Source organism: Streptomyces sp. AgN23 (genome assembly GCF_001598115.1).
Taxonomy (GTDB): domain Bacteria; phylum Actinomycetota; class Actinomycetes; order Streptomycetales; family Streptomycetaceae; genus Streptomyces; species Streptomyces antimycoticus.
In genome coordinates this window covers 7,021,147-7,034,691 of sequence record NZ_CP007153.1, presented here as the reverse complement: position 1 = coordinate 7,034,691, position 13,545 = coordinate 7,021,147, and the positions used below count along the sequence as shown (strand labels likewise).

General features: G+C 71.9%; 14 protein-coding genes. 7 read left to right on the top strand and 7 right to left on the bottom strand.

Features of this window, described 5'->3' with window-relative positions:
* Nucleotides 1-39 precede the first annotated feature (39 nt).
* Both AS97_RS30705 and AS97_RS30700 read left to right on the top strand, forming a co-directional pair.
* Complete coding sequence (locus AS97_RS30705) at nt 40-1,329, top strand: ATP-binding cassette domain-containing protein (RefSeq protein ID WP_210566021.1); 1,290 nt, start codon at nt 40-42, stop codon at nt 1,327-1,329.
* Entirely contained in the window at nt 1,326-2,342 is a 1,017-nt protein-coding gene (locus AS97_RS30700; protein WP_210566020.1) for an ABC transporter permease, read from the top strand. Before AS97_RS30705 ends, AS97_RS30700 begins: the two co-directional genes overlap by 4 nt.
* Before the next feature lie 90 nt (nt 2,343-2,432).
* On the opposite strand, the gene AS97_RS30695 is transcribed toward AS97_RS30700, so the two are convergent.
* Nucleotides 2,433-2,750 (bottom strand): hypothetical protein, encoded by a 318-nt coding sequence (locus AS97_RS30695; RefSeq protein ID WP_059147802.1) that lies wholly within the window; start codon nt 2,748-2,750, stop codon nt 2,433-2,435.
* Nucleotides 2,751-2,958: 208 nt separating this feature from the next.
* On the opposite strand from AS97_RS30695, the gene AS97_RS30690 reads away from it, so the two are divergent.
* The gene (locus AS97_RS30690; RefSeq protein WP_210566019.1) at nt 2,959-3,999 is read left to right on the top strand and encodes an LLM class flavin-dependent oxidoreductase; all 1,041 of its coding nucleotides are present in this window, start codon (nt 2,959-2,961) and stop codon (nt 3,997-3,999) included.
* A gap of 37 nt (nt 4,000-4,036) precedes the next feature.
* Here the strand turns inward: AS97_RS30690 and AS97_RS30685 are convergent, their stop codons facing one another.
* Complete coding sequence (locus tag AS97_RS30685; protein WP_059147660.1) at nt 4,037-4,429, bottom strand: SCO5389 family protein; 393 nt, start codon at nt 4,427-4,429, stop codon at nt 4,037-4,039.
* 211 nt (nt 4,430-4,640) lie between these two features.
* On the opposite strand from AS97_RS30685, the gene nucS reads away from it, so the two are divergent.
* Nucleotides 4,641-5,303 carry an endonuclease NucS gene (gene nucS, locus AS97_RS30680; RefSeq protein ID WP_059147803.1) on the top strand — a complete coding sequence of 221 codons (663 nt, stop codon included), beginning with the start codon at nt 4,641-4,643 and terminating at the stop codon, nt 5,301-5,303.
* A gap of 173 nt (nt 5,304-5,476) precedes the next feature.
* Here nucS and AS97_RS30675 read toward each other — a convergent pair whose 3' ends face one another.
* The 4 genes from AS97_RS30675 to AS97_RS30660 form a co-directional block, all read right to left on the bottom strand.
* A complete protein-coding gene (locus tag AS97_RS30675; protein ID WP_210566018.1) occupies nt 5,477-8,113 on the bottom strand; it encodes an ATP-binding protein in 2,637 nt (878 codons plus the stop codon).
* A gap of 210 nt (nt 8,114-8,323) precedes the next feature.
* Nucleotides 8,324-8,647: an STAS domain-containing protein gene (locus AS97_RS30670; protein WP_210566017.1), complete on the bottom strand. Its 324-nt coding sequence runs from the start codon at nt 8,645-8,647 to the stop codon at nt 8,324-8,326.
* Nucleotides 8,648-8,802: 155 nt separating this feature from the next.
* A complete protein-coding gene (locus tag AS97_RS30665; protein ID WP_210566016.1) occupies nt 8,803-9,651 on the bottom strand; it encodes a 3-hydroxyacyl-CoA dehydrogenase family protein in 849 nt (282 codons plus the stop codon).
* 95 nt (nt 9,652-9,746) lie between these two features.
* On the bottom strand, nt 9,747-10,388 hold the full coding sequence (locus AS97_RS30660; protein WP_210566015.1) for a TetR/AcrR family transcriptional regulator: 642 nt from the start codon (nt 10,386-10,388) through the stop codon (nt 9,747-9,749).
* Nucleotides 10,389-10,468: 80 nt separating this feature from the next.
* Here AS97_RS30660 and AS97_RS30655 point away from each other — a divergent pair, with 80 nt between their 5' ends.
* The 3 genes from AS97_RS30655 to AS97_RS30645 all read left to right on the top strand — a co-directional run bounded on the left by AS97_RS30655 (nt 10,469) and on the right by AS97_RS30645 (nt 12,820).
* The gene (locus tag AS97_RS30655; RefSeq protein WP_210566014.1) at nt 10,469-11,251 is read left to right on the top strand and encodes an ATP-binding cassette domain-containing protein; all 783 of its coding nucleotides are present in this window, start codon (nt 10,469-10,471) and stop codon (nt 11,249-11,251) included.
* Nucleotides 11,252-11,307: 56 nt separating this feature from the next.
* Nucleotides 11,308-12,063 carry an ABC transporter permease gene (locus AS97_RS30650; RefSeq protein WP_210566013.1) on the top strand — a complete coding sequence of 252 codons (756 nt, stop codon included), beginning with the start codon at nt 11,308-11,310 and terminating at the stop codon, nt 12,061-12,063.
* Nucleotides 12,064-12,247: 184 nt separating this feature from the next.
* Nucleotides 12,248-12,820 (top strand): cob(I)yrinic acid a,c-diamide adenosyltransferase, encoded by a 573-nt coding sequence (locus AS97_RS30645; RefSeq protein ID WP_059147665.1) that lies wholly within the window; start codon nt 12,248-12,250, stop codon nt 12,818-12,820.
* A 94-nt stretch (nt 12,821-12,914) separates the two neighbouring features.
* Here the strand turns inward: AS97_RS30645 and AS97_RS30640 are convergent, their stop codons facing one another.
* Nucleotides 12,915-13,466 carry a hypothetical protein gene (locus tag AS97_RS30640; RefSeq protein WP_125762140.1) on the bottom strand — a complete coding sequence of 184 codons (552 nt, stop codon included), beginning with the start codon at nt 13,464-13,466 and terminating at the stop codon, nt 12,915-12,917.
* Nucleotides 13,467-13,545: the final 79 nt, after the last annotated feature.

The following is a 13,545-nucleotide window of genomic DNA, read 5'->3' as shown; positions in this document are numbered from 1 at the left end:
GGGCGAGCACGCCCGACCCATGCTCATGAGGGGCGGAGAATGATCGAGGCAGTCGGTCTGACGAAGCGCTACGGCGTCAAGACGGCCGTGTACAACCTGTCCTTCCAGGTACGGCCCGGCTCCGTCACCGGATTCCTGGGGCCCAACGGGTCGGGCAAGTCCACCACGATGCGGATGATCCTGGGCCTCGACGAGCCCACCGCAGGCCATGTCACGGTCGGCGGCTACCCGTTCCGCAAGCTGCCCAACGCACCCCGCCAGGTCGGCGCGCTCCTGGACGCCAAGGCGGTGCACGGCGGCCGCAGCGCACGTCACCATCTGCTCTGCCTGGCCCAGCTGTCCGGGATCCCGGCCCGCCGGGTCGACGAAGTGCTGGGCGTGGTGGGTCTGCAGAACGTGGCGCGCAAGCGCTCCAAGGGGTTCTCGCTCGGCATGGGGCAGCGTCTGGGCATCGCGGCCGCCCTCCTCGGCGACCCGCAGGTGCTGCTCTTCGACGAGCCGGTCAACGGCCTGGACCCCGAAGGCATCCTCTGGGTCCGCAACTTCATGAAGCAGCTGGCCTCCGAGGGCCGCACCGTCTTCGTCTCCAGCCATCTGATGAGCGAGATGGCGCTCACCGCCGACCATCTGATCGTGATCGGGCGCGGTCAGCTGCTCGCCGACATGAACGTCAAGGACTTCATCTCCTACAACTCGGCGGACTTCGCACGCGTCCGTACCCCCGAGGGCGACCCGGGGCAGCGCGAAAAGCTGACCGCCGCGCTGAGCGAGGCGGGCGGCCAGGTGCTCCCCGAGCAGGACGGCGCGCTGCGGGTGACCGGGCTGCCGCTGCCGCGCATCAGCGATCTGGCGCATGGGGCGGACGTCCGGCTGTGGGAGCTCTCCCCGCACCAGGCGTCGCTGGAAGAGGCGTACATGCGGATGACGCAGGGCGCGGTGGACTACCGCTCGACCGTCGACGAGCGCGCCGCCCTGCAGCAGCAGATGCCCGGCGCGGTGCCGCAGGGAGCGCCGTACGGCTATGCGTCGGGCGCTCCGGGAACGCCGGGAACGCCGGGAACGCCGGGAGCGCCGATGGGCTTTCCGCCGGGGACCGTACTGCCGGGGTACGCCGAACCGCCGGCCCCGCCGCAGCCGCAGCCGCAGCCGCACGCTCCGGGCATGGCCATGCCCGGAGCCCCTGCCGTTCCGGCCACCTCCGCCCCGGCCGCCCCCGCGACGCCGCCCCCGACTCCGCCCGCTCCCCCCGCTCCCCCGGCTCAGCCGCCCGCGGCGCCCCCCGCCCCCGCCGATCTGACCAAGAGCGACAACGAGGACGACGCCCGATGACGACCCCGTACCAGCACCAGTCCCAGGCGCCCGTCCCCCCGCAGGGCCCCCAGGGCCCTCCGCAGGGTCCTCCCCAGACCGCCCCGCAGGCAGCCCCGCAGATGCCGCCGCAGGCCCCGCACCAAGCGGCCCCGCACCAAGCAGCCCCGCACCACCCCGCGCCCCAGGCGTACCAGCAGCCCGTGCCGTCCGGGCCCCCGTCGCAGCCGTACGCCGGTATGGGCCCGTACACCTCGCCGATCCCGGTCCGGCGCACCCACCTCGGCAACGCCCTCGCCTCCGAGTGGACCAAGATCAAGTCGGTGCGCTCCACGATCTGGACGCTCGGCATCATGGCCGCTCTGGTGCTCGGCATCGGACTCCTGGTGTCGGCGACCACGAACGACGCCGACTACCGCACCCTCCCCACCACCCTCCCCGGGTTCTTCGGCACGCTGCTCGGCCAGTTGTGCATCGTCACCCTCGGGGTGCTCGTGATCACCTCCGAGTACGGCACCGGGATGATCCGGACCACCCTCACCGCCTCCCCGCAGCGCTCACGGGTGCTCACCGCCAAGGCGCTGGTCTTCTTCGCGCTCTCGTTCACCACCACGACCGTCTCGCTCGCGCTGGTGGCCTACGCGAGCATGGGGATGCACAGCGGGCCGGAGGTCACGGAGCCGACGAGCGACCAGATCCTGGGCGCGACGGTGGGCGCGGGGCTCTATGTGTCGCTGCTGGGGCTGCTGTCGCTGGCCGTCGGAGCCATCCTGCGGCACTCCGCGGGCGCGATCACCACGATGCTCGGTGTGGTGCTGCTGCCGGCCATCCTCCCCGCGTTCCTGATGATGTCGGACAGCCTGCGCGACCTGGGAAGGAAGATGCTGGAGTACTCCTCGCCCCAGTCGCTGGCCTCCCTCTTCCGCATCGACGAGGGCCTGAACAGCGGCTGGCCCCAGCTCTCGGCGCTGGCCGTGGTCACGGCGGCGGCGATGATCGCCGCGTATGCGCTGCTGGAGAAGCGCGATGTGTAACGCTCCGTAGCCCCCCGCAGGGGTCAGGGCCCCAGAGTCAGGGCCCGAGGGGCAGGGCCCCAGGGGCAGGGCCCGAGACCAAGGCCCGAGTCAGTATCGCGGTGCGTTACGGGACCGCTGGAGCTTGGCGCTCCGGCGGTCCCGTGCGCTCCAGCACGCCTTGTGCCAGTGGCGCCGGTCGTCCGCGCCCATGTGCTGCTGCCAGGCGACCACATGCGCAACCCCTGGCGGAATCTCCTGGTCACAGCCCGGGCAACGGTAGTGCTTGGCGGCAGCCCCGCCGCCGACCTGCCGGACCACCCACTCCTCGCCCTGCCAGGTCTCCATGCGATCGAGCCCGTAGCGATTCGCACTCTCGTGGCCGACGGGCTTCTCGCCGCCTCGGGGGCGGTTTCGGCGTGGAGACACGGGGCACCTCGACAGAACTGTGACTAACGGGCTGTGACCAGCGTACGCGCTACGGTCACCGTCCTGGAAAGTCGTCGTCCACACCAACCCTCTGATCATCATGAAAAATTCATGCCCGGCCGTGCCCTTGGCACGTGTCAGGCGTTAATGCCTACAAGGGGGATGCCCGCGCCGGCACACCAGCCGCGACTAGGAGGCAGGGATCACGATGGATGTGGGGGCTTTCATCCTGGCCGCTCAATTCCCAGGCCAGGGACAGGAGGAGGCGCTGCACCGGGCGGTGCGGTCGGCCGAGCTCTCCGAGGAGGCGGGGCTGGACGCGGTCTGGGTCGCCGAGCACCACTTCGTTCCGTACGGCGTCTGCCCGTCCGCGGTCACCCTCGCCGCGCTCCTGCTGGGACGTACCCGCCGGATCGGCGTCGGTACGGCGGTGAGCGTACTGCCGACCGTGCATCCCGTCGCGCTGGGTGAGCAGGCGGCACTGCTCCATCTCCTCTCCGGTGGCCGGTTCACGCTCGGGGTCGGCCGTGGCGGGCCCTGGGTGGACCTCGAGGTCTTCGGCTCGGGGCTGCGGGCGTACGAGCGGGGGTTCCCCGAATCACTCGATCTGCTGCTGCGCTGGCTGCGCGAGCCACGAGTGGGCGCGGACGGTGAGCGGTTCGCCTTCCGCGAGGTCGCGGTGGTGCCGCGCTCCGACGACGCCCTCGCCGGGTCGGCCGTGGACGCCCCGCCGGTGGTCGTCGCCTCCACCTCGCCCGCCAGCGTGCGGCTGGCCGCCGAGCGCGGGCTGCCCATGCTGCTCGGCATGCACTGCGGGGACGAGGAGAAGGCCGAGGTGGTCGGCCTGTGGCGGAAGTCCGCGCTGGAGGCGGGCCGTTCACCGGAGGACGTCGAGGCGGTGGCGGCGCGCCATGTCTCGGCCGGGGTGGTGCAGATCGCGGACGACCGCTCCGCGGCGGCCGAGATCCTCACCAAGGCGATGCCCGGGTGGTTGCGGCAGGGTCTTGAGGCGCATGTGACGGTCGACGGCCGGGAGCGCCGGATGCGCGACCCGGTCGCCTATGCGGAGCTGCTGTGCGAGCTGCATCCGGTGGGATCGCCACGGCTGTGCGCCGACCGGCTGGCGGCGACCGCGGAGCGCACCGGGATCCGCCGGTTCGCGCTGCTGGTCGAGGGGTCGGGCGACCTGGTCGCCACGGAGGAGAACGTCCGACGGCTCGGAGGTGAGGTGCTGCCGCTCCTGCGCTGATACACCTCCCCCTGATGGAGCGGCAGCGGACATTCCATCAGCAGTCGCGGAGTGTGGGTGACTGGTTGAGCAGCTGCCCCCGGACCGAGGTGAAGCGGGCGAGGCGTTCGTCGGCGGATGCGTCCATCGGGAAGACGGCCACCCGGTGACAGTTCTGGAAGGCCAGCCGCACCCCGAAGTGGCGCTGCAGCGCGCCGCGTATCGCGTCACTGGCGAGTGCGCGAAGCAGTTGACCGCGTGCCTGCTCATCGGGCGGCGGCGTCTGGTTGTCGGCGAACTCTCCGCCGTCCACCTTCAGCTGGGCCACCAGCGAGCTGATCATCTCCCATGCGTAGGGTAGGGAGTTCCGGACGCAGTCGACGAAGGCTGCTTCGTCGACCTCGCCTCGCTCGGCCTGTTCGAGCAGCGCCGGTGAGACGTCGAGCGACATGGGTTCTCCTCTCGCGACCCCGCGAGCGGGGTCTCAGGGATGGGAAGGGCGGACGGCGACGCAGCGTACCCGTCCGACGACCGCCCGCTTCAACGGTAATTCGGCCACTCCGCCCGCACCAGGAGAATGGGCACACAACCAGCCATCCCCGAAGGGGTCCATCGCCGGACGAATCGCGTCGGGCGGCGGTGGTCGAGTAGCGTTGCCGACCATGCGTCTCGTCATCGCCCGGTGCTCCGTGGACTACGCCGGCCGCCTCACCGCCCACCTCCCCTCGGCACCCCGCCTGATCCTCGTCAAGGCCGACGGCAGTGTGTCCATTCACGCGGACGACAGGGCCTACAAACCCCTCAACTGGATGTCTCCGCCGTGCACGCTGAAGGAAGGCGACGACGATGTGTGGACGGTCGTGAACAAAGCGGGCGAGAAGCTCATCATCACCATGGAGGAGGTCCTCCATGACTCCTCGCATGAGCTCGGCGTCGACCCCGGCCTGATCAAGGACGGTGTGGAGGCCCATCTGCAGGAGCTGCTCGCCGATCGGATCGAGACACTGGGCGATGGCTGGACGCTTATTCGGCGTGAATACCCCACTGCTATTGGTCCCGTGGACATCCTCTGCCGCGACGCGGACGGGACGACGGTCGCCGTGGAGATCAAACGCCGTGGTGAGATCGACGGTGTCGAGCAGCTCACCCGCTATCTCGAACTCCTCAACCGGGACCCGCGTCTCGCCCCGGTGAAGGGCATCTTCGCCGCCCAGGAGATCAAGCCCCAGGCCCGCGTCCTCGCCACGGACCGGAGCATCGGCTGTGTGGTGCTGGACTACGACGCGCTCCGGGGCATCGAGGACGACAAGCTCCGCCTGTTCTGACACGCGGCTGACGCCGGGCCGACACGGGGGCGCCGGGGCCATCGGGCCCCGGCGTCCTTCTGCCGTAGGGGCGCCATGGGGCGACGAGATCACGCCACGGGGGCGGGGCGCCGTCTGGCGTGATCCGGCGCCCATGGCCCGTGCCCACGGCGCCCCTGTGCGGCGCTCCCGGGCTACGCGACCGGAGAGGCGGTGCCCGGCGCCGTGTGGGTCGTGGGGGCGCTCGCCGTCGTGGAGGTGTCGCCGGTGGGGGTCTGCGTCGGGGCGGAGGTCGTGGGCGTCGGCTTGGTGGGCTCGCCGGTCGGCGTCGGCGGCTTGCTCGTCGGCGGCTTGGTCGTCGGCCGCGGACCGCCGGTCGTGGGGTCCGACGACGGCGGCGAGGGCGGCTCCTCGGTGTCGGAGGGCGAGCCGCTGGTGGACGACGGGTCGCTGGACGCCGTGGTGCCGCTGGGCGAGCCACTGCTGCTCGGCGCGGTCGGGGAGGTGGACGCCTTGGGTGTCCCGCTGAGGCCGGGCTGGGGGCCCTGGCCGGTGCCGCGGGTGGGCTCGTCGGCGGTCAGGCCCTTGTCGTCGTCCTGCTGAGAGGCCGACCGGTCCGGCTTGACCTTGCCGGAGGGGCTGTCGGAGTCGTCGCCCGAGGTGGCGCCCAGGGTCACGACGGTGCCGAGCACGGCCACCAGCAGCACACCCGCGGACGCCGCGACCACATTGCGCCGGGCCCCCCGCATGGCCAGCCGGCGCAGACCCCGCGGCTCGTCGCCCGAGGGCCCGGCGGAGGCGGGGGCGGGGGCCGAAGCTGAGGCCAGGGGCGAGGGGGTGGCGGAGGCGGCCACCGTGGTCCGGGAGACGGCCGGGACCACCGCCGTCACCGCCCTTGTCGGGGCCGGGGTACCCGTGACGGCCATCGGCGTCGTCGTGGCCGCCTTCGGGGTGACGATCGTGGTCTCGGTGTCGCCCGGTGCGGCGCCCCCCGCCGGGGGCGTCGCGTCCTCGCCCTTACGGCTTCCGCCGCCCGCCCCGAACGCCCCGGCCATCGCCGATCCCGGCGAGCGGTCGGCGACCAGCGCCAGCGCGCGCCGGCCCGCGACCGTGCCCCGCTTGTCCGCGAGGACACCCCGCAGCCCGATGGACGCCTCCAGCTCGGCGCGGGCCCGGTCCGGATGGCCCGTGCACAGCGCGAGGACGCCCAGCTCATGGTGGAAGTACGCCTCGTCCGCGACCTGTCCCGCCAGCCGCGCGGCCTCCTGGCCGTGCCGCAGCGCGCGCTCCCAGGCGCCCCAGTGCAACGCCGCGGCGAAGGCGGGCGCGGCGGCGCGGGCAAGGAGCACGGCGGCGTCCGCGTGGCCCGCCTCGCGGCTGCCGATGAGCGCGGTCATCGCCGCGAGGATCGCGTCGGCCTCGGCGGCGACGCGCTCGGGGGCCACCGAGGGGTGCCCGGCCCACCAGGCATAGTGCCCGGCGACGGCGTGGGCGCGCCCGGCGTCCGCGTCGGCGTAGCCCTCCTCCGCGAGCTGGGCGGTGACGCGCGCCGCCAGCCGGTGGTGCGCCCCGGCCGCGGTGACGAGGCCGCAGCCGAGCAGTTCGCCGAGGGCCGCGTCCGCGTGGGTGTCCGCGGACAGCGCGCGCAGATGCACCTGGTGCGGGCATTCGCCGCCGAGCGCGACCGCGAACCGCAGGGCGTCGTGGGCCGCCTCGCTCAGCCGTCCGGCGAGCAGCGCGGCGGGGGACGCCGCCTCGGCGATCGAGGGCAGCGGGACGTCAGGGCCCCCGTCGGTCTCGCTGGCGGAGGGGTCGTCGCGCAGGGCGTCGCGCTGTCGCAGCAGCGCGCCCGCCTGGACGAAGCGCAGCGGCAGCCCCTCGGACTCGAACCACAGGTCCGCCGCCCAGCTCGCCTCGTCCTCCTCCAGGGGCCGTCGCGCGGCCCGCGCCAGCAGGTCGAGACCGGCCGTACGGCTGAGCCCGGAGAGGAAGATTTCTTCGAGGTGGGATTCGGCGGAGGGCGCCGGGACATCGGGGGTGGCGGAGATCAGGAACGCGCATTCGGGGGTCGCGTCGAGGAACTCGTCCAGCGCGGCGCCGCCGAATTCGATGTCGTCGAGGACGACGACCGCGCCGACCCCCTGGACCGCCGCCAGCAGCTCCGCGCGCTCGGGCCGGTACAGCGGGGCGCTGAAGACGGCGGCGTAGAGGTCGTGGAGGAGGTCGGCGGGGGTGCGGTGGTAGCCGGAGAGGCGTACGACACCGTCGGGCGCGAGCCGCTCGCAGTCGGCGGCGACGGCCTCCAGCAGGGTACTGCGGCCCGAGCCGGAGGGCCCGGTGACCCGCACCGAGCGGCCGCGGGCGAGCAGCCGGGCGAGCCGCTCCCGCTCCTCGTCGCGCTCCAGCATCGGCAGGTCGGGCAGGACGGTGCCGGAGGGACGCGGCGCGGCGGCGGCGTGGCGCAGCTCGGCCCGCTCGTCGGGGTCGTGGCGCTCGGGCCGGGCGGGTCGCTCTCCGGGCGGGCAGGGTTCTATCTCGCTGCCGTCGACGGGGTTGACGGTGAGCAGGTAGTCACCGGTGACGATGCGCGCGGTGCGGGCGGGAGGCCCAGAAGGATCAGAAGAGACGGAGGAGGCGGAGGAGACGGAGGAGGCGGGCACCGGGCTGCCCGGCGGAGGCGTCGGTAGATCCCCCGGCAGCCCCGCCGGCGCGGGCGGGCGCGACGGCGAGCCGGCGCCGGGAGTGTCCGCGGCATGCGGCGCACCGGACGCCGCACCCGGCCCGGACTCGTCCCGGCCGTGCTCCTGCGATCCGCGGTTCTTCGGGTCCATGGTCCTTGCCCCCCAGATGCGTGGCGTGCTGTAAGGCTCCCCGGCCTGCCTTCGCTTCTGGTCCGGTGCCGCCGTAGGGAATGTGTCCGGCATCCACCGAACCCCGGGCCGTATCACACGGCCTGGACCTGCTCACAGTATCCACCGCGCGGGAGGGGGCCCACGCCACCCCGGGTAACCCACCACCCCCGGATATCCGGCCCGCACGGCTCACACTCGCGGCAGTGACTCCGCCTCCAGCCCGCCTTCGATCGCCAGGATGCGATGCAGCCGGGTGGCCACCAGCAGCCGCTGCATCTGGGGCGGCACCCCGCGCAGCACCAGCCGTCTGCCCACCCGGCCCGCGCGGCGGTGCGCGCCCATGATCACCCCGAGCCCGGTGGCGTCCCAGGAGTCCAGTTCGGTCAGGTTGAGAACGAGATCCCCGCCGCCGGCGTCGACGGCGGTGTGCAGGGCCGTACGGGCGTCCGCCGCGCTCCGGACGTCCAGTCGGCCCCCGACGACCAGCTCGGCGTGGTCGCCCCTGATGTGCATATGCGCTCCCCTATACGGTGCGTCGTGTCGTCAATGCGCCATTTCTGTCTACAGAACTGACTGCCTCTCACACGCGGAAGTTGCCGTCTGTAAGCGAACCGATACCGAATTCACCCAGGAGGGTGAGTTCCGGGCCTGGCGCCGCAACAGGGCCCTCAGTAGCGGTAGAAGCCCTCGCCGCTCTTACGGCCGATGTCCCCCGCGTCGACCATCCGGCGCATGATCTCCGGCGGTGCGAACTTCTCGTCCTGCGACTCGGCGTAGATGTTGTCGGTGGCGTGCAGCAGAATGTCCACGCCGGTCAGGTCGGCCGTCGCGAGGGGGCCCATCGCATGGCCGAAGCCCAGCTTGCAGGCCGTGTCGATGTCCTCGGCCGTGGCGACCCCCGACTCGTACAGCTTCGCCGCTTCCACGACGAGTGCCGAGATCAGCCGGGTGGTGACAAAGCCCGCGACATCGCGGTTGACGACGATACAGGTCTTGCCGACGCCCTCCGCGAACTCCCGTGCGGCGGCCAGGGTTTCGTCACTCGTCTTGTGACCGCGGACCAGCTCGCACAGCTGCATCATCGGGACGGGCGAGAAGAAGTGGGTGCCGACGACCCGCTCCGGGTTCCGGGTGGCCGCTGCGATCTTGGTGATCGGGATGGCGGAGGTGTTCGAGGCCAGGATCGTGTCGTCCTTGACCAGTTCGTCGAGGGTACCGAAGATCTCCCGCTTGACCTCGACCTTCTCGAAGACCGCCTCCACCACGACATCCGCGTCGGCGGCGGCCTCGAGGTCGGTCGTGGTGGTGATCCGGCCCAGCGCCCGCTCGGCCTCCTCCGCCGCCAGCTTGCCCTTGGAGACGAACTTCTCGTACGAGGCCCTGATGCCGTCGGTGCCGCGGCGCAGCGCCTCATCGGTCACATCGCGCAGCACCACGTCCCAGCCGGCCTGGGCCGAGACCTGCGCGATGCCGGACCCCATGAGTCCGGCTCCGATGACCGCGAGCTTCTTGGCCACGACACACACCCCTCTGTTCCATCTGATGGTCAACAGTCCGATGTGCCGGACCTTAACGTCCGTTCACCCCTGCGGGCAGCCCCTCGTAACGCGCGTCACGGTGTGTTCTTCACCGCATAGTTGAGCACCGTGTCGCTGAGAAGCGATTCCATGACACCGACATTGCGCAGGGCGTCCTCGGCGACCTCGTCCACGCCACCGCCCTCCGCGAGCCCGCGGATGATGGAGCGCAGAACGGCGTTCTGCAACCCGATGAGCTGGTGCGCGATGAACTCGGGCGTCGGGTCCCGCGGGTCGGCGGCGGCCTCCTCGCGCAGGGTGGCACCGAGCCGGTGGACCGTCTGGCCCTGGATGGCGAAGAGTCTGGCCATCAGCGTCGGGGACTCCACGATGACCTGACGGAACCGCTCATAGCCCTCGGTCAGCCCGACGTAGGGGTGCCGTTCGCGGATGTCCTGGCGCAACCGGTCCATCAGCGCCTGCGCCGCCGACCGTCCGGCCGCGCGCTCGCGGACGAGCCGGGAGGGGCGGTCGACGACCTCCTCCTCGCGGTCGACGAAGAGGTCCTCCTTGGCCGGGAAGTAGTTGTAGACCGTGTTGACGGAGACCTCGGCCGCCTCGGCGATCTCCGCGATCGTGACCGCGTCAAAGCCGCGCTCCATGAACAGCCCGGTCGCGACGTCCGAGATGTGCTGCTTGGTCTGCCGCTTCTTCCGCTCCCTGAGTCCTTCCGTCATGGCCCCATCCTAGCTTCGCTGGTGCTGCTTGATTTTTGGGGTCGTTGCAAAATTAGTGAGTCTCTGTTTTTCTGAACCGCATGGCAGTCATCACGACGAACGGCCTCACCCACACCTTCCGGACCAAGCGCGGCCCCGTGACCGCCGTGCGCGGTATCGACCTGACCGTCGAGCGCGGGGAGATCCTCGGCTTCCTCGGGCCCAACGGGGCGGGCAAGACCACCACGCTGCGCATGCTCACCACGCTGCTGCCGCCCACGGGCGGCAGCGCCACCGTCGCCGGGCGCGACCTCGCCCGCGATCCGGCGGGGGTGCGCCGGCGGATCGGCTACGTGGCGCAGTCCAGCGGGGTCGATCCGACCGTCTCCGTACGGGAGGAGCTGGTCACCCAGGGGCGGCTCTACCGGATGGCCAGGGCCGAGGCGACCGCCCGCGCCGGGGAGCTGGCCCGGGACCTGGGCCTCGGCGACCTGCTGGACCGCCCCTGTGCGGCGCTCTCCGGCGGGCAGCGGCGGCGGCTGGACATCGCCCTCGGCCTGGTCCACCGGCCCGAGATCCTCTTCCTGGACGAGCCGACCACCGGCCTCGACCCCGGCAGCCGCGCCGATCTGTGGGAGCTGATCCGCAGGCTGCGCTCCGAGCACGGCATGACGGTCTTCCTGACCACCCACTACCTGGACGAGGCGGAAGCGCTGGCCGACCGTCTGGTCATCGTCGACCAGGGCCTGGTGGCCGCCGAGGGGACGGCGGAGCGGCTCAAGGCCGAGCACGGCGGCTCGCCGGACGCCACCCTCCAGGACGCCTTCATCGCCATCACCGGGCGCGGCACCGCCCCGCAGAGCGCCGCCCCGCTCGCCGTCTGACGCGCGGTCACCCAGAGCGCCCCAAGCCCCACTCGAAGCCCCCCAAGGAAGGCCCCATGCCCCAAGTCGTCTCCGACACGGCCCTGATATTCGGCCGCTACGCCCGCCAGACGCTGCGCTCCAAGCCCGCCCTGATCTTCGGGATGGTCCAGCCGCTGCTCTTCCTCGTGTTCTTCGGCCCGCTGCTCACCGATCTGCCGCTGGGCGGCCGGGCCAGCTCCTGGCAGACCATCGTCCCCGGAATCCTCGTCCAACTCGGCCTGTTCAGCGCCTCGTTCGCCGGGATCGGGCTGATCCTCGAACGGCGCACGGGCGTCATCGAACGGATGCGGGTCACCCCGGTCAGCCGGCTGGCGCTGCTCATGGGCCGGGTGCTCAAGGACGTCGCCCTGCTGCTGGTGCAGTCCCTGCTGCTGGTGTGCGTCGCCGTGGTGCTGGGGCTGCGCGCCCCGGTGCTGGGTGTGGCGATCGGCTTCGTCTTCGTCGGCGTGCTGACCGTCTCGCTCGCCTCGCTCTCCTACGCGCTGGCGATGCGGGTGGCGTCCCCGCAGGGGTTCGCGCCGGTCATCAACTCCATCACCATGCCCGCGATGCTGCTGTCCGGGATTCTGCTGCCGATGTCGCTCGGGCCCCGCTGGCTCGACATCGCCTCGCACTTCGTGCCGTTCCGCTATCTCGTGGACGGGGTGCGGGCCGCCTTCGCCGGCGAGTACGGGGACGGGAAGATCGCGCTGGCCTCGCTGGTCGCCTCCGCGCTCGCGGTGGTGGCCGTCACCCTCGGGGCACGGCTCTTCCGGCAGGCCGGGGCTTAAGAGGGCGCGCGGATAGGTGGGGCGGCGTCGCGGGGCGATGGGCGGCGCCTGGCGGCGTTGTCGTCGGTCGACGACGCTCCGCGTCGCCTCCCTCCTCCGCCTTGCCATGCTTGCCCCTCGCCCCGCTCCTTCCTCCACCCCACCTATCCGCGCGCCCTCTGGGCCGCCGCGTAGGCTCGGACCCATGGTCAATCTCACCCGCATCTATACGCGTACCGGGGACACGGGCACCACCGCCCTCGGCGATATGAGCCGCACCGCCAAGACCGATGCGCGGATCGCCGCGTACGCCGACGCGAACGAGGCGAACGCCGCGATCGGGGTGGCCATCGCGCTGGGCCAGTTGCCCGCCGAGATCGTCAAGGTGCTGGTCCGCGTCCAGAACGACCTGTTCGACGTGGGCGCGGATCTGTGCACCCCCGTGGTGGAGAACCCGGAGCACCCCGCACTCCGCGTGGAGCAGGGCTACATCGACAAGCTGGAGGCGGACTGCGACGGCTTCCTGGAGGGGCTGGAGAAGCTGCGCAGCTTCATCCTCCCGGGTGGCACCCCCGGGGCCGCGCTGCTGCACCAGGCATGCACGGTGGCGCGCCGCGCCGAGCGCTCCACCTGGGCGGCGCTCGCCGAGCACGGGGAGTCGATGAACGCGCTCACCGCCACCTATCTCAACCGGCTCTCGGACCTGCTGTTCATCCTGGCCCGCGCGGCCAACAAGGAGGTCGGCGACATCCTGTGGGTCCCGGGCGAGAACCGCTGAAAACCCCCGGTCCCGTCGGCCCCGGCGCTACGCGGATGCGCGGCCGGGGCCAACGGGGCGGGGGCGGGGCTCGGTGGCCTGCCCGCTACGGGGGTTAGCGGGCAGAGGAAGCCGAGCGCTCCCGCTTGGGAAAGAGTGTGTAGCTGAGCGCGATGGCCACGTTGATGCCGATCAGGAACAGCATCTTGATCTGCCAGTCGCGCAGCGAGCCGATCTCGCCGTCGTCGCCGACGTACCAGATCGCGCCCTGGAGCAGGGCGATGGCGATGACCGCCGCCAGCACCCAGCGGCCGGCCGTCTTCCACTCGTGAAGCGTCTTCGCCGCGCCGTACTTGGCCGGCTTGACCGGCGGCGGGCCGCCGAAGAAGCGGTGGGCCACCCGGGCGTCGACCCATGTGATCGTCGAATGGCCGAGCGCGGCCGAGTATCCGATGTAGACCGCGGCGAGGCCGTGCTTCCAGTCCGGTTCGGCGCCGTTCCGCAGGTCGATCACGGTCGTCACGAACAGCACCAGCTCCAGCAGCGGCTCGCACAGCAGCACCGCGGTGCTGGCCTTCGGCATCTTCGCCACGTACCGCAGCAGGAGCCCGATGGCCAGCAGCACCCAGAAGCCGACCTCACAGGCGATGATCAACGCGACAACCACGATGTTTCCTCTCTCGCTCTGCCCTTGGCCCCAACCCTCTCCCGACGATCGGGGCGCCCGCGTCGTCGTCGGCGATGAA